Source organism: Bradyrhizobium sp. ORS 285 (assembly GCF_900176205.1).
Lineage (GTDB): Bacteria > Pseudomonadota > Alphaproteobacteria > Rhizobiales > Xanthobacteraceae > Bradyrhizobium.
The window spans coordinates 2,685,718-2,703,249 of the sequence record NZ_LT859959.1 but is presented as its reverse complement, the minus strand read 5'-3'; the positions used below and the strand labels follow the sequence as shown (position 1 = coordinate 2,703,249).

Below are 17,532 nucleotides of genomic sequence, written 5' to 3'. Positions count from 1 at the left end.
GGTCAGCGCCCGCCGCCGCTGCGCGTCGGCAGGCTTGCCCGGGACGAGGGCGGAGGATGGCCCAAAAGCGGAGGTCCGTCGGACCGCGCTCCGCACATGCACCCGAGTCATGCTCGTCGAGACCATGCACGCTCTCTCATCCGTCATTGCGAGGAGCGCAGCGACGAAGCAATCCAGGGTCCCGCCCACGCCCCTGGATTGCTTCGCTCCGCTCGCAATGACGCGGTGAGAGCGTGTGTCACGTGCAGCCCGGATGAGCGTAGCGAGATCCGGGTTCAACGCGCGGCTCATGAGAACCCGGATGTCGCTGCGCTCATCCGGGCTACGGTCGCGTCACGCATTCTCCAGATGACACGCCACCCATTGCTCCTCGCCCTTCAGCCGCAGCTCCGGCACTTCGCTGCGGCAGCGGTCGAAGGCGAGCGGGCATCTCGTGTGGAAGCGGCATCCTTTCGGCGGATTGACCGGGCTCGGGACGTCACCCTTCAGGATGATCGGGGTGCGCTCGGCGCCGGGCTCCGGGACGGGCACGGCTGATAGCAACGCCTTGGTGTAGGGATGGCCGGGGCTGGCAAAGATCTGCCGCCGCGGCGCGATCTCGACGATCTTGCCGAGATACATCACGGCGACGCGGTGGGTCATGTGCTCGACGATGGCGAGGTCGTGGCTGATGAACAGGAGCGCGAGGCCGAACTCGCGCTGCAGATCCTGCAGCAGGTTGACGATCTGGGCCTTGACGGAGACGTCGAGCGCGGACACCGCCTCGTCGCAGACGATCAGCTCGGGCTTGGCGGCGAGCGCGCGGGCAATGCCGATGCGCTGGCGCTGGCCGCCGGAGAATTCGTGCGGGCGGCGGTTCACGGCGTCGCGCGGCAGGCGGACGATCTCCATGAGCTCAGCGATGCGCGCATCGCGTTCGGCTGCGCTCTTGGCGAGACCGAAATTGTTGATCGGCTCGGCGAGGATGTCGCGGATCCGCATGCGCGGGTTGAGGCTGGAGAACGGGTCCTGGAACACGACCTGGACGCGGCGGCGCATCTCGCGCAGGCGGTGCGGGCCGAGATCGTCGATACGCTGGCCGTCGAGCACGATCTGCCCGCCGGTGATGTCGAACAGCCTGAGAATGGCGCGGCCGACGGTCGACTTGCCGCAGCCGGACTCGCCGACCAGCGACAAGGTTTCGCCGCGCGCGATCTCGAACGACACGCCGTCGACGGCGTGCACCTTGCTCTTGGTGCGGCCGAACAGGCCGCCCGAGATCGGGAAATGCTTCTTGAGATCGTTGACCTGGAGCAGCGGCATCGTCATGCGGCGGCCTGCTCCTTCAAGGCGAAATGACAGGCGGCGATGTGATGCGCGGCTTTCTGCTCCAGGCCCGGCGCGTATTGGCGGCAGACGTCCGTGGCGAGCGCACAGCGGCCGGCGAACACGCAGCCCTCGATGCGCTGCTTGAGGTCCGGCACCTGGCCGGGAATTTCCGCAAGGCGCTTGGTCTCGCCCGACAGCGACGAGCCAAGCTTGGGCAGCGCGCCGAGCAGGCCCTGCGTATAGGGATGACGCGGCGAGCGGAACAGCTCCTTGACCGGCGCTTCCTCGACCTTGCGTCCCGCATACATCACCATCACGCGCTCGGCGACCTCGGCGACGACGCCGAGATCGTGCGTGATCAGGATGATCGCGGCGCCGACGCGCTGCTTCAGTTCGAGCATCAGCTTGAGGATCTGCGCCTGGATGGTGACGTCGAGCGCGGTGGTCGGCTCGTCCGCGATCAGGAGTTTTGGATTGCACGCCAGCGCCATCGCGATCATCACGCGCTGGCGCATGCCCCCCGAAAGCTGGTGCGGATATTCGCGCACGCGTCGTGCCGGCTCGGGGATGCCGACGAGGGTCAGCATCTCGACCGCGCGCGCCTCGGCCTGCGCCTGATCAAGTCCCTGATGCAGCCGCAAGGTCTCGCCGATCTGGCGGCCGACGGTCAGCACGGGATTGAGACTGGTCATCGGCTCCTGGAAGATCATCGAAATGTCGTTGCCGCGAAGCGCGCGCATCTCGCGATCGCTGAGCGTCAGGATGTCCCTGCCCTCGAGCTTGATCGAGCCCGCGATCTTGCCGGGCGGCTCAGGAATCAGCCGCATCATCGACATCGAGGTGACCGACTTGCCGCAGCCGGATTCGCCGACGATGGCGAGCGTCTCGCCGGGGTTGACGTGGAACGACACGCCGTCGACGGCGCGGTTGATGCCGGTGGGGGTGCGAAAATGCACTTGGAGATTCTCGACCTCGAGCAGCGGCATCAGTTCAGCTCCCGGCGAGCGGTTGGAGCCTCGTGCGGTGTCATCGGGGCCTCATGGTTCGAGACGCGCCGCGCATTGCAACTGCCCGCGATCACGGGCAACTCGGCGCGGCGCTCCTCACCATGAGGGTTGGGGTCCGAGATCGGCGTTGCGGCGCCGCCATGATCAGGGTCCCCACAGCGCACGCTCCCACCCCTCACCCTGAGGAGCCCGCCAGCGGCGGGCGTCTCGAAGGGCGAGGCCCCCACTCGGGCCGCACGGTTTGAGAGGACTCCGCTCATGGTGACTTCGCCATACGCGGGTCGAGGGCGTCGCGGAGGCCGTCGCCGACGAGGTTCACGGCGAGCACGGTCACCGACAGGAACGCTGCCGGGAAGAACACGATATAGGGCTTGACCTGCCACAGCGCGCGGCCCTCGGCCATGATGTTGCCCCAGGACGGAATGGTCGGCGGTGTGCCGGCGCCGATGAAGGAGAGGATCGCCTCAGTGATCATGGCGCTGGCGCAGATATAGGTCGCCTGCACCAGCATCGGCGCCGTCGTGTTCGGCAGGATGTGGCGCAGGATCACCATCGGCGTGCGCGTGCCCGAGGCGACCGCGCCGTCGACATATGGCTGCTCGCGCAAACTCAGCACGACGCCTCGGACGAGGCGCGCGACGCGCGGGATCTCGGCGATGGTGATGGCGAGGATGACGTTCCCGACGCTGCCGCGCGTCAGCGCCATCAGCGCGACCGCGAGCAGGATCGGCGGGATCGACATCAGCCCGTCCATGCAGCGCATCAGGACGCCGTCGGCCCAGCGCACGAAGCCGGCGACGAGGCCGATGGTGAGGCCGATCAAGGACGCGCCGAGCGCAACGGCCAGGCCCACCGTGAGCGAGACGCGGGTGCCGTAGAGCACGCGCGAATAGATGTCGCGTCCCAACGCGTCGGTGCCGAACCAGAAATCCGCCGACGGCAAGCGCGTACGCTTGGCCGGCGCGATCGCGGTGGGATCGACGGTGAAGAGGAACGGCGCGAACACACCGATAATCACGAGCACGAGAAGCAGCGCGCCGCCGATCGCGACCGTCGGATGGTTGCGCAGAAAGCCGATGGCTCCGCGGCGGATCTTCGGCGCCGCCATCAGGTCCGGCAGAACAGGCGCGACGACGAGGCCTGGCGGCGGAGAGGTTGTAGTGACGGTCAATAGCGGATCCTCGGGTCGACCAGGGTGTAGGTGATGTCGATCAGGAGATTGACGAGCACATAGACGAAGCTGAACAGCAGCACGATGCCCTGGATGACGGGATAGTCACGGCGCAGGATGGCATCGATGGTGAGCCGTCCCAAACCGGGAATCGCGAACACGCTCTCCGTGACGACGGCGCCGCCGATCAGCAGCGCGATGCCGATGCCGACCACGGTGACGATCGGCACCGCCGCGTTCTTCAGCGCGTGGATGAACAGGATGCCGCCCTGCCCCAGGCCCTTGGCGCGCGCGGTGCGGATGTAGTCCTGCTGCAGCACCTCGAGCATGGCGGCGCGGGTGATGCGCGCGATCAGCGCGATGTAGACGCAGCCGAGCGCGACCGCCGGCAGGATCAGGTTCTGCAGCCACGGCCAGAAGCCTTGCGACAACGGCGTATAGCCCTGCACCGGCAGCAGGTCGAACTTCAAGGCGAAGACATAAGCGAGGATGTAGCCGACCACGAACACCGGCACCGAGAAGCCGAACACGGCGAAGGCCATGATCACGCGGTCGATCCAGGTGCCCGCCTTCCACGCCGCGAGGACGCCGAGCGGCACCGCGATGATGATGGTCAGGACCAAGGTGACCATCATCAGCGACAGAGTAGGTTCAATGCGCTGGGCGATCATCGACGCCACCGGCAGATTGGTGAAGATCGATGTACCGAGATCAAAGTGCAGCAGGCGCCACACCCAGCTGCCGAACTGGACCAGGAAAGGCTGGTCCAGTCCGAGATTGGCGCGGATGCGCTCGACGTCGGCCGGGCTCGCCTGGTCGCCGGCAATCACCGCGGCGGGATCACCCGGCGCGATGTACAGCAGGCTGAAGACGAACAGCGCGACGATCGCCATCACGGGCAAGGTCGACAGCACGCGTCGGAGCGCATAAGCGAGCATCTGTGGTCAGCGCCTTATGCGGTCTTCGACACGCCCCAGAACAGCGGGATCGGCCCCTTGGTCACGCCGGAGACGTTCTTGCGCCAGGCGGTGTAGCCGAGGAAGAAGCCGGTGGGTGCGAACACCACGTCGTCGAGCGCCGCCTTGTTGATGCGCGCCGCGACGGTCTTCTCCTCGTCGAGCGACTTGGCGTTGAACCAGTTGGTGATCTCGGTCTCCACCTTCTCGCTGGTCGGCCAGCCGAACCAGGCCTTGTCGCCATTGGCGCGCAGCGCGGTGTAGGCCGCCGGGTTGATGCAGTCCGCGCCCGCGTGCCAGGTGTGGAACATGTGCCAGCCACCCTGCGACGGCGGCGTCTTCTGCGCGCGGCGGGCGCCGACGGTGCCCCAATCGGTCGCGACGAAGTCGACATTCATGCCGAGCTTCTTCAGAAGATCCGCGGTGACGTCGCCGAACGCCTTGGTGATCGGCTGGTCCTGCGCGACCACGCAGGTGATCGGCTCGCCCTTGTAGCCGGCTTCCTCGAGCAGCTTCTTGGCAGCGGTGAAGTCGCGCTTGCCCTTCAGGATCTCGCCGCCGGCTTCGGTGTAGAGCGGCGTGTCCGGGGTGAAGAAGCCGGGCAGCGGCTTCCACAGCGCGTTGTCGTCGCCGACCAGCGAGCGCATGTAGTCTTCCTGGCTCATCGCCATCAGGATGGCCTGGCGGGCCTTGGCATTGTTGAACGGCGCATGCAGATGGTTCATGCGGAACGAGCCGACATTGCCGAGGGGGTCGCCGATGTCGACACCGATGTTCTTGTTGCCCTTCAGCACCGGCACGAGATCGGTGATCGGGTTCTCCCACCAGTCGACCTCGCCGTTCTGCAAGGCGGCCGCAGCAGTCGCGGGATCCGGCATGATCACCCACTCGACGCGATCGACCAGCACCTTCTTGCCGCCGGCCAGCCACACCGGCTTCTCGTCGCGCGGCACGTAGTCGGCGAACTTCTCGAACACGGCCTTGGCGCCCGGCACCCATTCGCCCTTCGCGAATTTGAACGGGCCAGAGCCGACATATTCGGAGATCTGCTTGAACGGATCGGTCTGTGCGATGCGCTCGGGCATCACGAAAGCGCACGGCGCGTTGCCCTTGCCGAGCGCGAACAGCATCTTCGGATAAGGCTGCTTCAGCACCCATTTGAAGGTCTTGTCATCGACCGCGGTGAGCTCGTTCTGGATGGCCTTCAGCATCAGGCCCATCGGGTCACGCGCCGACCAGCGCGTCAGGCTGGCGACGACGTCCTTGGCGAGCACCGGCGAGCCGTCATGGAATTTCAGGCCGGGACGCAGCTTGAAGGTCCAGGTCAGTCCATCGGAGGAAACTTCTTCGGACTCCACCATCTGGCGCTGCGGCACGAACTTGTCGTCGATGCCGTACAGCGTGTCCCACACCATCGCCGCTGCGTTGCGCACGACATATTGCGTGCCCCAGATCGGATCGAAATTGGCGAGATTGGCCTGCGGGACGAAGCGCAGGGTGCGTGCGTTTGCGCCTTGCGCGATCGCGGGGGCTGCGAAGCCGGTCAGCGCCAGACCACCCGCGCCCGCCAATCCCTTCAATACCGTTCTGCGATCCATGTTCTCTCCTGATGCAACGTGACCGAGTTCAATTGCCGAAATTGTAAGCAAGGCCCATGCCATGCACGTCGAGGGCATTCATTTGAACGCAAATGAGGCATGGGGCGCAAGGATGAAGGTGCCGTAGGGTGGGCAAAGGCGAGGCCCTGTCCCGTCCACATGCAAGGTCGCGATGGCGCCGTGCCCACCATCGCGCCGCATGGTCTGCAGCGAGACGGTGGGCACGGCGCCATTGCGATCTCGCGTTTGGAAACAGCACGGCGCGCCTTTGCCCACCCTACGCGTCACGGCTTCTGCACCGGCGAGCCGTCGGCCATCAGCCGCTCGCCCTTGCGTTCGACGATCATGCCGTACGCCTGCGGCTGGCGATGGACGTCGAAATTGAAGATCGTCTGCTTGTAGGACTTGCACAGATCGAGATCGCAGCGGGCCAACGCGATCTCGTCGCCCTTGGTGGCGCAGGCCGCCACGATCTCGCCCGAGGGCGCGATGATGCAGCTGCCGGCGATGGCGTCGACGCCCTCCTCGATGCCGCCTTTCGCCACGCCGATCACCCAGGTGCCGTTCTGATAGGCACCGGACTGCATCACGAGGCGGTTGTGGAACAGCGAGAGGTCGTCATGCTCCGGCGCGGGCGGATTGTGCACCGGCGTGTTGTAGCCGATCAGCACCATCTCGACGCCCTGCAGCCCCATGACGCGATAGGTCTCCGGCCAACGGCGATCGTTGCAGATCGCCATGCCGATCACGCCGCCGAATGCGTTCGTGACGCCGAAATTGCGGCCCGGCTCGAAATAGCGTTTTTCCAGATGCTGGAACTTGCGCCACGGCTCGTGCTCGGCATGCCCCGGCAGATGCACCTTGCGGTATTTCGAGACGATGCGGGCGTCCTTGTCGACGAGAATGGCGGTGTTGTAGCGGTGGACGACGCCGTCCTCGATCGCGAGCTCAGCATACCCCAAGCAGAAGCCGACGCGCAGCTCCTTCGCGAGCGCGAACAGCGGCTGCGTCTCGGGCCCCGGCATCTCGCGCTCGAAATAGGTGTCGACCTCGTCCTGATCGGCCATGTACCAGCGCGGGAAGAAGGTGGTCAGCGCGAGCTCGGGATAGACGATGAGATCGCAGCCATTGGCATGCGCCTGCCTCATCAAGGCGGTCAGCCGCGCGACCACCGCGCTGCGCGGCTCACTCTTGGCGATGGGGCCGAGCTGGCCGATGGCGACATTGACGAAGCGCGGCATGATTCCTGTTCCTTATTCCGGAACTGTGTCGTTCGCGGGCTGCGCTGCTCCTGCACTCATCATGCCATGCAGGTTCAATCGCGCAAGCCGGGTGCGTAGCCGAACGCGACCGCCGGCTCGGCCGCGGTCTCAACCCACACGCTCTTCACCTGCGTATATTCGTACAGCGCCTCGACGCCGGAGGAGCGGCCGTGGCCGCTGTTGTTGTAGCCACCAAAGGGCGAGGCGACGTTGATCGTCTTATAGGAGTTGATCCAGAACGTGCCGGCCTTCACGCTCGCTGCGACGCGGTGCGCGCGCGCGACGTCCTTTGTCCACACGGCGCCGGCGAGGCCGAACTCGCTGTCATTGGCGATCGCGATCGCCTCCTCTTCCGTCTCGAAGCGGATCGCGGCGACGACGGGCCCGAACACTTCCTTGCGCGCGATACCCATGGTGTTGGTGACGTTCTTCAGCACCGTGGGCTTGACGTAGTAGCCGCCGTCCGCGCGCTCACCTTTACTGCCGGTGACGATCTCCGCGCCCTCCTCCGCACCCTCGCGGATCAGTGACAGCACATGATCATATTGCCTGGCGTTGTTGATCGGGCCGATCTCGGTGTCCACGGACAGCGGATCGCCGCATCTGATCTTGGCTGCGCCTTGCGCGACCAGATCGACGAAGCGGTCATACACTGCGCTCTGCACCAGCAGCCGCGAGCCCGCGACGCAGCTCTGTCCCGCACCGCCGAAGATCGCGGCCTGCGCGCCGATCGCGGCGCGTTCGAGATCGGCATCGGCGAACACGATGTTGGCGGACTTGCCGCCGAGCTCGAGCACGGACGGCACCAACCGCCGCGCCGCAGCTTCGCCGATCAGCCGTCCCGTCGGCACCGAGCCGACGAACACGACCTTCTTCACCGCTGCTTGCGCGAGCGCCGCCTGTCCGGTGGTGTGGCCGAAGCCCGCGAGCACGTTGACGACGCCCTTCGGAAGGCCGGCGGTTTCCGCGATGACCGCGAGCGCCAGCGAGGTCAAGGGCGTCAGCTCGGACGGCTTGAGCAGTACGGCATTGCCCATGCTGATCGCCGGCGCGATCTGCCAGCCGGCGGTGAAGACCGGTGCATTCCAGGGCGTGATCTGCAGCACGACTCCCATCGGCTCGCGCCGGGTGTAGTTGAGATGGCTCGTCGGCACGGGAATGACGTCGCCGTGGAATTTGTCGGCCCAGCCCGCATAGTATTCGAACATCTCCGCGACCTTGGCGACCTCGCCTCTGGTGTCGCGGATCGGCTTGCCGGCGGAGAGCGATTCCAGCTTCGCCAAGTCTTCGGCCGCAGCGAGGATCGCGCGGGCAACCGCCTGCATTAGGCGACCACGGCCGGCGGCCGTAACGCGGGTCCATGCCGCCTGCCCGGCAACGGCTGCGGCGGCAGCTCTTGCCGCGACATCGGCCCCCGCATCGGAATAACTGAACAGCAACTGCCCCGTTGCAGGATCATTCACCGCGACGGTCGCGCCATCGCCGATGACGCACTGGCCGCCGACATGCGAGCCGATGCTCGCGAAGTCGGGCCAGAACGGCCTGATCGCCTCGCCCAGGCGCGGATCGATGAAATGGGTCATGGCGTCTCTCATGTCTTCGAGATCGGGCCGAGCTGCAGCTCGACGATGCGGTTGAAATCCTCAGGGTCCGCGATGCTGCCGGCGCTGTCCGCCCAGATGCGCGCGGTGTCCGCCGCCATCGGCAAAGCGAGGCCGAGCTCGCCGATGAACTGCGCCGCGAGCCTCACGTCCTTGCGCATCAGCTGCATGGTGAAGCCGGAATCGAAGGCGCCGTTGAGAATCCAGTTGGGCACGTTGACCTGTGTCACGCCGGAGCGGCCGGAGCCCGCATTGAGGCCGTCGAGCAGCCGCTCAGCATCGACGCCGGCTGCGCCGGCGATGCGCAGCGCCTCGGCAGCGGTGAGCAGATGCGCGGCGCACAAGAGGTTGTTGACGATCTTGGCTACGTTGCCCGCGCCGACGCCGCCGACATGCACGCGCTTGGCGCTCATCTTCTCCAGCACCGGCAGCACGCGCGCGAGGTCATCATCTTCGGCGCCGATCACCATAGTCATGCTGCCCGCCGCGGCGCCCTTCGGGCCGCCGCTGACCGGCGCATCGACGAAGCCCATGCCGCGCGCCTTCAGCAGCGCAGCGAGACGGCGCGAGGTCTCGGGATGCGAGGTCGATGTATCGACGATGACGACGCCGGGCCGCGCATGGGCGAGAATGCCATCCGCCACGACGCGCTCGACGATCTCGGCCGTCGGCAGCGACAGGATGATCATGTCGGCGGCGGCGACCAGCGGGCCGATGCCGTCCGCAATGGAGAGGCCCTCTGCCGCCAGCGCCGCGCATGTCGTCTCGGATGCGTCGTATCCGGTGACGGCAAAGCCCGCGCCTTTCAGCGTCAGCGCCATGCCGCGTCCCATGTTGCCAAGTCCGATGATGCCGACCGCGGTCACGATGCCTCCTGCGAAAACGTCCCAGAAAAGCTAGCGATGCGATTTCAGAGCAGACATCAGCGGTTCCCGCCGTTACTGTTGACTTCAAGTCAACACTCGTCCGACGCCCATGTCCGCCCTGCTCGATCATCACCGGCTGCATTACCTCCATGAGACCATTCGGCTCGGCTCCGTGCGCGCAGCGGCTGAAGCGCTCGACGTCAACGCCTCAGTGATCAGCCGGCAGATCGCGCTGTTGGAGAAGGAGCTCGGGCTGACGCTGGTGGAGCGGCTCAGCCGCGGCATCCGCGCCACCGCGGCAGGCGCGCTGCTGGTCGAGCGCTTCCGACAGTGGCAAGCCGACCAGGCGGACACCGTCGCCAAGCTGCGCGAGCTGCAAGGGCTCAAACGCGGCCATGTCGACATCGTGCTCGGCGAGGGTTTCGTCAGCGACCTGATGTCGGGCCCGCTCGGTCGCTTCTGGCAGCGTCATCCGGAGCTGACGATGTCGTTCGATCTCGCCGGCACCAACGAGGTCGTCAATGCGGTGGCCGAGGACCGCTATCACATCGGCCTGGTGTTCAACCCGTCAGCCGATCCGCGCATCCGCGTCGCCACCGCGAGCCGCCAGCCGCTGTGCGCGATCGTGCCGCCGGATCATGCGCTGGCGCGGCTCGGCCGCCCCTTGCGCCTGCGCGAGCTCGCCGACCATCCGCTCGGCCTGATGCATCAGAGCTACGGCACGCGGCAGATCGTGGCGATGGCCGAAACCGCCGAGCGCATCGCATTGTCACCCAAGCTGACGACCAGCTCGATCAACGTGCTCCGCCATTTCGTCAAGAGCGGCCTCGGCCTGACTCTGCTGCCGGCCTTCTCGATCGCCGCCGATCTCGCCGATGGCTCGCTCGCCGCCGTGCCAATCGACAACCGCCTGCTGTCCTCGAGCGAAGCGTGCGTCATCACCCGGCGCGGCCGCGAGCTGCCGCACGCCGCCAGCCATCTGCTGCGCTTCCTCAGCGGCCAGATGCGAGCATTCAAGGTCGCGCGAAAAAAGTAGGATGACATGGGGGGAGTTGTGCTCCCGCCCCGGTTGCGCTTGAATGCGATAATCCCGGGAAAACAGCCATGCGCTCGATTCTGACGATCGCCTTCAGCCTGCTCGCGGTCACGGCGGCTCACGCCGAAAACTGCCAGACGATCGGCAACCAGATCATGTGCGACAACGGCCTATCCGGCCAGCGGGTCGGCAACAACACCTATTGGAGCGACGGCTCCTCGTCGCAGCAGCTCGGAAGCTTCACCTACAACAGTGACGGCACCAGCTCGCAGCAGATCGGCCCTCACACCTATTACAGCGACGGCACGTCATCGCAGACGATCGGCAACACCACCTATTTCAGCGATGGCAGATCCTGCCGGCGAATCGGCAACCAGATCTATTGCGATTGATCGGCGCCCCGCCGGGACCGGCCGGGGCAGCGTCCGCTTGCAGATCCATGGGGCTGGAGCGGGTGAAGGGAATCGAACCCTCGTATTCAGCTTGGAAGGCTGCTGCTCTACCATTGAGCTACACCCGCGTCTGGCGCGTTCCCTAACACGGTCCGTGGCGGGTCTCAACCTCTTCGGACGAGGTCGGCGGAGGGGATCGGAACGGGTTGAGCAGTCGGGAACACCGGCCCATCCGGTCGCGCCCTCCGCTCCGAGGCCGCACTGCAGCATGTCCCAAGTTCCGTAGTCGGCCCCCCTACCGCGCCCCCGATCGTCAGCCTATATTGGTTGGACCATCAACAACGAAAGGAGGTGATCCAGTGTCTTTCACCAAGCGCTGTCACCTCGCTGGGATCGCCCGCTGAGCGGCTCTTCATGAGCGACGTTCGATGAGCGCGTGATTCGTCAGCATCAGCGCCATCACGGCTCGGCAACGGGGCGGTCTCAGCCCTGGACCAGCGAGTTCAAGATCGGAGACGCGGCGGGTCAGACGGCCCGCCGCGTTTTTTATGGGCTGCGTCTGATCGCTCAGCCGCCCTCGCCCGGCGGTTGGGCCGGCTTGGTGGCGACGAAGCGGCGCGCCAGAAATCCGCCGAAGCCGAGCATCCAGAAATATTGCACGTATTCCGGCGCGTAGGCGGCCAGCGCGATTCCCGGCACGAACACGATGACGGGAAAGACGGCGCCGGCGATCTCGGAATGACGGCCGCCCGAGAGAGCCAGCCACCAGAGCGCGGCGTTCAATGCGGCGATGATGGTCAGATGCAGACCGTAGAGCACGGCTACCGCGCTCGACAGCCGGTAGCTGCTGTAGAGGCCGTTGGTGACCGGCAGCAGCACGATCGACAGCAGGAAAAACAGGTTGAGGATGACGACGAAGCGGCTGCCGAACGGCTGCCGCGCCAGCCGGCGGTGATGACTGATCCAGAACACCCCGGCGATGATGAAGCTGAGCACGAGCCCGGCGAGGCGTCCGGAATAGGTGTGAGCCAGATCGTCCCAGCCCGGCATGTGGGCGAAATTCGGCTTCGGCAGGTCGTAGGCCAGAAGCGTCATCGCCACACCGAAGATGGTGTTGGAGAGCGATTCCAGCCGGCGCATCTCGAACAGGTCGGGTTGAGGCTCGGTCATTTCAGATCGGCGGCAGGCATGGCTATCAATTCGGGGGTCAATTCGTTGCCGATCCTATAGCAGGTCTGCCACGCCGTCGCGTGGCCCCGCACGAAGACGGCGCGATATGCGCCGTCCAGTCCCTCGTCATTGTCTCAGCCGCGAGAGCTCAGCGGCAGGCATAGATATGGCCGTCGAAGCCGCGATAGCTCCGCGTGCTCGGATTATAGCTGCGGAATTGCATGCAGCCGGGCATGCCGGCGGTGCGCAGCCGCGGCCCATCCTCCGCTTGCGGCCGGGCCGCGACCGGCGTCCCGGTGTTGGCCGGCTTGGCCATCACGATCATCTTTCGGATCGCGGACATCGCCGTCGGCTTGCTTGCCGCGGCCGGAGCCTCCGTCGGCGCGCTCCTCACCGCGGGATCCTTGACCGCAATCACAACGGGCTTACCCGGCTTGCCGGCTGACGACTTTCCAGGCTGCGGCGTCGACGTCCCGGCCTTGCCGGGCGCTGCGTTGCCCGCCGCGGCGCTGGCTGTGACAGCGCTGCCAGGCGATTTTGCGGGGGCGGACGTGCTGGTGGCCGGATTGCTGGCGACCGGCTTGCTCATCCCAGGCTTGCTGATGGAGGGCTTACCGGCCGCGGCCTTGGGGGCCGCCACAGGATCGAGGCCGGACGCCTTTTGCGGCGTCTTAGGATTGTTCTCGGGCTTGTCGATCACCGCCGCCTGCTTCGGCTCGGCGGGCGTCGGCTGGGCGACCGAGGCCGCCTCACTGGCGGCCGGCTTGATGTCCGGAGCCGGCTTGTCGGCCACGGCAGACTGGACTGGCCGCGACGGCGCCGCGTCTGTCGACGCAGTCCTGTCCTCGGTCGCGCTCTTGTCCTCGGCGACCGGCGCCTCCGCAGGCTTCTTGATCAGCTTCTTGCATTCGAGCGGAAACACCAGCTCGCCCGATGCCGTGAGCCCGATCGGCTCGCAGCCGCCGAATGGCCCGCTCTCCTTCAGCGTCTCCTTGGCCGTCTCGGCGGCACCTTGCTCTGCGCTGCGCGCAAGGGTGACGCCGATCACAACCTGAAATAGTACAACGCCACACACCAAACCGGCTTGGCCGGCCTTCCGCCCCAATGTACGCATGACACGCTCGCTCGACGCACAAACTGGTACGAGGCGAACACGCCATTGAGGCAAGTCTGTGAAGGCGCGTTGCGTGAGGCCCGAGCGATGTCAATTCAATGGCATTGTGTCCTATCTGCACGACCGGCTCGCCACAGGAAGCCCGCAACTCGGTTGCAATCAGAGCTTAGTCAGTCGCCCATGCGCGGCGACTGGAAGGATTGATGGTCGCCGGCCGCGAGCGCCCGGACCATTATCTTGAGTTCAATCAACTATCGTCCCGACATCGACTGCCTGCGCGCCTTCGCCGTGATCTCGGTGATCGCGTTCCATTACGACATCCCGCCGTTCCGCAGCGGCTATGTCGGCGTGGACGTGTTCTTCGTGATCTCGGGCTTCCTGATCACGCGGATCATCCGTGACGAAGCGCGCGCCGGCACGTTCTCCTTCGCGGCGTTCTACCGCCGCCGCGCCCGGCGCATCTTGCCCGCCGCCTTCGCCATGCTGTTCGCCATCCTGCTCGGCGCCGGCGTGATCCTGCTGCCGCAGGACACGGTGTCGGCCGCACAGCAGGCTCTGGCCGTGCTCACCTTCTCCTCGAACATCCTGTTCTGGTCGCAGCAGGGCTATTTCGATGCCGCGGGGATTACCAAGCCGCTGCTGCACACCTGGTCGCTCGGCGTCGAGGAGCAGTACTATCTGCTGTTTCCCGTGTTCGCGCTGGCCGTGTTCAGGCTGCGCCGCCCGCTGATGCTCGCGAGCCTCATCGCTGTGTGCGCAGCCTCGTTGCTGCTCTGCGTGATCCAGACCCGGACGCACCCGGCCGCCGCCTTCTATCTGCTGCCGGCGCGCGCCTGGCAGCTGGCGCTTGGCGCGTTGCTCGCGGTGGAAGCGCTGCCGGCGCTGCGCTCTCAGTCGCTCAGGATCGCGGTGACCACGCTCGGGTGGATCGCGCTCGGCATCTCCGTCAACATCTACTCGCCGCGCACACCCTACCCCGGCGTCGCCGCGCTGCTGCCCTGCCTCGCCACCGCCGCCGTGATCTGGGGCAAGCCGGACCTGAACAGGACGGTTCTCACAGTGGCATCGCCGATGATCGCAATCGGACTGTGGTCGTATTCGCTGTATCTCTGGCACTGGCCGGTCGCGTCGTTCGCCACCGCCATGTGGGGGCCGCCGAGCTCGGCCACGGACAAGCTCGCCCTGCTCGGCGCCTGCACGATGCTGGCGCTGGCGAGCTTCTATCTCGTCGAGCAACCCGCACGTCGCGCCGACTGGCAGATCACGGCGCGGGCGCTTGCCGCGACCGGCGCGACCGCAGTGGCGGCCAGCATCACCATGATCATGCTATCAGGCTTTCCCGGCCGCTTCTCCCCGCAGCAGCAGGCCATGGCCGCTTTCCTCGGCTATGACCACCGGAGCGCTTATGAGGAAGGGCATTGTTTCCTGACCCCGGGTCAGACCTTCGCAGCGCTACAGCCCGACTGCCTCGCCAAGGGCGCCCGGCCCCGCGTCCTGCTGTGGGGCGACAGCCATGCCGCGCATCTCGTCGACGGGCTGAAGCGCGCTCTGCCGCAGATCACGCTGGCGCGCGCAACGATGGCGCAATGCGTTCCCTACGACGAACCGGGCCAATCCTCGGCCTGCGCCGAGTTCAACCGCCGGCTGCCCGGCCTGGTGCGCGATCTCGCACCCGACATTGTCATTCTCTCAGGCAATTGGACGCGCACCGCGATGGCACCGGCTGCGCGCGCAAGCCTGCAGGCCGTGATCAAGACAATCGCGGACACCGGCGCCGAGATCGTCGTGGTGGGGCCGAGCCCGCAATTCGACCGGCCCCTGCCGCACCTGCTGATCGCGGCGCAGCGCTTCGGCGTCGCCACTGATGGTCACACGCTGGATCTGCTCGGCGAAGTCGACGAGTTCCTGCGCGAGCTGTTGGACGGCCTGCCGCAGACCGATTACGTGTCGCTGATCGACCGGCTCTGCCCCAGGAGCCGCTGCGTGTTGCAGACATCCGACGACGCGCCGCTCGCCTGGGATGACGGCCATTTCACCGCCCAAGGCTCGGCACTGGCGGCGATCGAGATCGTCAAGGCCTCGCCAGCGCTGGCTGCGTCGATCACGCCCCGGAGCGAGTGAACACCCAAGCGGCGCCCCGGACTAATCGTCAGCCAGGAAAGTCGCAAAGATCGGCGCGGCGCGCTCGCCCATGCGCTGCGCGCCCGCCACCGTGAAATGGCCGGCGTCCTGGAACAGCCAGACGCCGTCCTCGACGACAGGACAATCCCGGTCGCAATACACCTCCGATGGCCGCAGCAGCATCACCTTGGCCAACGGCCTGATCGCCTCGCCGAGGACCACATCGATGGTGTGATTGGCGGCGAGCGCCTCGCTCTTCGGCACGGCCTCGCAAGGCCTCGCCGGCGCATGCCAGCGCGGGCCCGGCAGCATGCGCAGGGGATCGAAGGCGCAGTTCACGGGGCGCACCTGGCCGCCGATCACGAGGAAATGGCGGCCCGGCCGATCCAGCAGGCGAATGGTCTCGACCAGGCGCTGGGCGACCTCGGCGTTGCGCGCCTGCGCCGCCGGTCCCTCGCGCAGATCCAGATAGTTCTGCCATGCCTGCCCGATCACGACGAAATCGGCCGGCGATTGCTGGATGCGCGGCAGCTCACTGTCGCGCAGCTCCGCACAGGCGCGTGCACGCGGACCCTCCGCGGTCAGGCCGGACAGGGTCGGGCACCCGCTCATCGTCGACACATGTCCGATCATGCCGCGCGTCTTCAACGACGTATCGAGCGCCGCGACATATTGCTGGACATAGGAGTCGCCGAGCAGCTCGACACCGCGCGTGCCCTGGAGATCGCCGAAGACGCAGAGTCGCCCGACGGTGCTGCCGCATTTGTTCAGGCCGAAGCCTTGCAGCTTGAACAACGCGAGCTGGTCGTCGGGCAACCGCGATGCGACGCCGTTGGCGCGATACGTCACATTGGTCAGGCCCGCGCCGACCAGCAGCACGGTCGCAAAGCTCGCCACCTGGGCCCAGCGCGGCCAGGGCAGCCGCCGCAGCGGCTGCTCGACCGCAACGAACATCAGCGCGGCCAGCGCGGCCATCACCGCGAGCTGGGCCGCGAGGCCCACGGGTGTCTGAGCCGCATCGCCGAAGATGAAGCCGGCGAAGAAGATGACCGGCCAATGGACAAGATAGAGCGAATAGGAGGCTGTGCCGATGGCGCGCACCGGAGTTGCCATCACCAGCGAGGTCGGCGCGTTGGCGGCGATGATGAGGGCGGCGGCCGCGCAGGGCACGAGCGCCGCGACACCGGCATAGGCCTGGTAGCGGCCGATGATCACGAGGCTGCCGATCAGGATGATGTCGCCGCAGGCCGCCGCGATGGTCCGCGCGCGCGGCAGCGATGCAAGGCGCGCTTCCAAGGGAATGGCGAGTGCACCAAGCGCGAATTCGAACACGCGGAACGGCGTCAGGAAGAACACGGCCTCCGAATCCCAAGGCAACCAGATCGCGGCCGCAGCCAGCGACAATAGCCCGATCGTCGCGATCGCCCTGAAGAACTGGCCGCGGCGCCCCGCCCACATCAGCAGCAAAGGTGCAAGCGTGTAGAACTGCACTTCGAGCGACAACGACCAGAGATGCAGCAGCGGCAGCTGGTCGGCTGTGGGTGCGAAATAGGCGCTCGCCTCGCGCCAGTACTGGATGTTGGAGATCGAGAGCAGCCCGTGCGTCGCCTCCTTGGCAAGCTGGCGCAGGGCCTCAGGCGACAGGAACAGCCAGCCCACTGCGAAGGTCCCCGCGATCGTCGTGACCAGCGCCGGCAGGATGCGCCGCGCGCGCCGCAGATAGAACTCCGACAGCGAGAACCGCCCTGCCCCGACATCGCGCAGGATCTGGCCCGTGATCAGATAGCCGGAGATCACGAAGAAGACGTCGACGCCGGCAAAGCCGGCTTCGAAGCCTGCGATCTTCAGATGGAACAGGACGACGATGACGACGGCGATCGCCCGGAGCGCATCGATGTCGGCGCGATGACTGCGTTCCAATGTTGTCCAC

14 protein-coding genes and 1 tRNA gene are annotated in these 17,532 nt (G+C 66.4%); 3 read left to right on the top strand and 12 right to left on the bottom strand.

Translation table 11 applies throughout. The annotated features are described in order from the left end of the window. Positions 1-333: 333 nt before the first annotated feature. From BRAD285_RS12195 to BRAD285_RS12160, 8 genes are all read right to left on the bottom strand, one after another. Positions 334-1,308: an ABC transporter ATP-binding protein gene (locus BRAD285_RS12195; protein ID WP_006615665.1), complete on the bottom strand. Its 975-nt coding sequence runs from the start codon at positions 1,306-1,308 to the stop codon at positions 334-336. Then, complete coding sequence (locus tag BRAD285_RS12190) at positions 1,305-2,294, bottom strand: ABC transporter ATP-binding protein (protein WP_006615666.1); 990 nt, start codon at positions 2,292-2,294, stop codon at positions 1,305-1,307. Before BRAD285_RS12190 ends, BRAD285_RS12195 begins: the two co-directional genes overlap by 4 nt. A gap of 277 nt (positions 2,295-2,571) precedes the next feature. Then, positions 2,572-3,486, bottom strand: a complete 915-nt coding sequence (locus tag BRAD285_RS12185; RefSeq protein ID WP_006615667.1) for an ABC transporter permease — start codon at positions 3,484-3,486, stop codon at positions 2,572-2,574. Next, positions 3,483-4,424, bottom strand: a complete 942-nt coding sequence (locus BRAD285_RS12180; RefSeq protein ID WP_006615668.1) for an ABC transporter permease — start codon at positions 4,422-4,424, stop codon at positions 3,483-3,485. The genes BRAD285_RS12185 and BRAD285_RS12180 overlap by 4 nt, the downstream gene beginning before the upstream one ends. Before the next feature lie 14 nt (positions 4,425-4,438). Further along, positions 4,439-6,040 (bottom strand): ABC transporter substrate-binding protein, encoded by a 1,602-nt coding sequence (locus BRAD285_RS12175; protein ID WP_006615669.1) that lies wholly within the window; start codon positions 6,038-6,040, stop codon positions 4,439-4,441. 284 nt (positions 6,041-6,324) lie between these two features. Continuing rightward, positions 6,325-7,281, bottom strand: coding sequence for an N-carbamoyl-D-amino-acid hydrolase (locus BRAD285_RS12170; protein WP_006615670.1), 957 nt, complete (start codon positions 7,279-7,281; stop codon positions 6,325-6,327). A gap of 74 nt (positions 7,282-7,355) precedes the next feature. Further along, on the bottom strand, positions 7,356-8,885 hold the full coding sequence (locus BRAD285_RS12165; RefSeq protein ID WP_035648995.1) for an aldehyde dehydrogenase family protein: 1,530 nt from the start codon (positions 8,883-8,885) through the stop codon (positions 7,356-7,358). 8 nt (positions 8,886-8,893) lie between these two features. Continuing rightward, a complete protein-coding gene (locus BRAD285_RS12160; RefSeq protein ID WP_006615672.1) occupies positions 8,894-9,769 on the bottom strand; it encodes an NAD(P)-dependent oxidoreductase in 876 nt (291 codons plus the stop codon). Between the two features lie 109 nt (positions 9,770-9,878). Here BRAD285_RS12160 and BRAD285_RS12155 point away from each other — a divergent pair, with 109 nt between their 5' ends. Both BRAD285_RS12155 and BRAD285_RS12150 read left to right on the top strand, forming a co-directional pair. Next, positions 9,879-10,805: a LysR family transcriptional regulator gene (locus BRAD285_RS12155; RefSeq protein ID WP_006615673.1), complete on the top strand. Its 927-nt coding sequence runs from the start codon at positions 9,879-9,881 to the stop codon at positions 10,803-10,805. A gap of 68 nt (positions 10,806-10,873) precedes the next feature. Then, positions 10,874-11,197: a hypothetical protein gene (locus tag BRAD285_RS12150; RefSeq protein WP_006615674.1), complete on the top strand. Its 324-nt coding sequence runs from the start codon at positions 10,874-10,876 to the stop codon at positions 11,195-11,197. Between the two features lie 54 nt (positions 11,198-11,251). On the opposite strand, the gene BRAD285_RS12145 is transcribed toward BRAD285_RS12150, so the two are convergent. The 3 genes from BRAD285_RS12145 to BRAD285_RS12135 form a co-directional block, all read right to left on the bottom strand. Then, positions 11,252-11,325 (bottom strand) — tRNA-Gly (locus tag BRAD285_RS12145). A gap of 439 nt (positions 11,326-11,764) precedes the next feature. Further along, positions 11,765-12,367, bottom strand: a complete 603-nt coding sequence (locus BRAD285_RS12140) for a TMEM175 family protein (protein WP_006615675.1) — start codon at positions 12,365-12,367, stop codon at positions 11,765-11,767. 148 nt (positions 12,368-12,515) lie between these two features. Further along, positions 12,516-13,481, bottom strand: coding sequence for a hypothetical protein (locus BRAD285_RS12135; protein WP_244422412.1), 966 nt, complete (start codon positions 13,479-13,481; stop codon positions 12,516-12,518). Positions 13,482-13,718: 237 nt separating this feature from the next. On the opposite strand from BRAD285_RS12135, the gene BRAD285_RS12130 reads away from it, so the two are divergent. Continuing rightward, entirely contained in the window at positions 13,719-15,602 is a 1,884-nt protein-coding gene (locus BRAD285_RS12130) for an acyltransferase family protein (RefSeq protein ID WP_006615677.1), read from the top strand. Positions 15,603-15,623: 21 nt separating this feature from the next. Here the strand turns inward: BRAD285_RS12130 and BRAD285_RS12125 are convergent, their stop codons facing one another. Continuing rightward, complete coding sequence (locus BRAD285_RS12125; protein WP_006615678.1) at positions 15,624-17,522, bottom strand: acyltransferase family protein; 1,899 nt, start codon at positions 17,520-17,522, stop codon at positions 15,624-15,626. Between the last annotated feature and the right edge of the window lie 10 nt (positions 17,523-17,532).

Bases quoted from the DNA above. Each gene is read 5' to 3' on its own strand.
- BRAD285_RS12155 (WP_006615673.1), top strand. From the start codon at position 9,879: ATGTCCGCCCTGCTCGATCATCACCGGCTGCATTACCTCCATGAGACC.
- BRAD285_RS12150 (WP_006615674.1), top strand. From the start codon at position 10,874: ATGCGCTCGATTCTGACGATCGCCTTCAGCCTGCTCGCGGTCACGGCG.
- BRAD285_RS12195 (WP_006615665.1), bottom strand. From the start codon at position 1,308: ATGACGATGCCGCTGCTCCAGGTCAACGATCTCAAGAAGCATTTCCCG.
- BRAD285_RS12190 (WP_006615666.1), bottom strand. From the start codon at position 2,294: ATGCCGCTGCTCGAGGTCGAGAATCTCCAAGTGCATTTTCGCACCCCC.
- BRAD285_RS12170 (WP_006615670.1), bottom strand. From the start codon at position 7,281: ATGCCGCGCTTCGTCAATGTCGCCATCGGCCAGCTCGGCCCCATCGCC.
- BRAD285_RS12140 (WP_006615675.1), bottom strand. From the start codon at position 12,367: ATGACCGAGCCTCAACCCGACCTGTTCGAGATGCGCCGGCTGGAATCG.
- BRAD285_RS12165 (WP_035648995.1), bottom strand. From the start codon at position 8,885: ATGACCCATTTCATCGATCCGCGCCTGGGCGAGGCGATCAGGCCGTTC.
- BRAD285_RS12180 (WP_006615668.1), bottom strand. From the start codon at position 4,424: ATGCTCGCTTATGCGCTCCGACGCGTGCTGTCGACCTTGCCCGTGATG.
- BRAD285_RS12135 (WP_244422412.1), bottom strand. From the start codon at position 13,481: ATGCGTACATTGGGGCGGAAGGCCGGCCAAGCCGGTTTGGTGTGTGGC.
- BRAD285_RS12175 (WP_006615669.1), bottom strand. From the start codon at position 6,040: ATGGATCGCAGAACGGTATTGAAGGGATTGGCGGGCGCGGGTGGTCTG.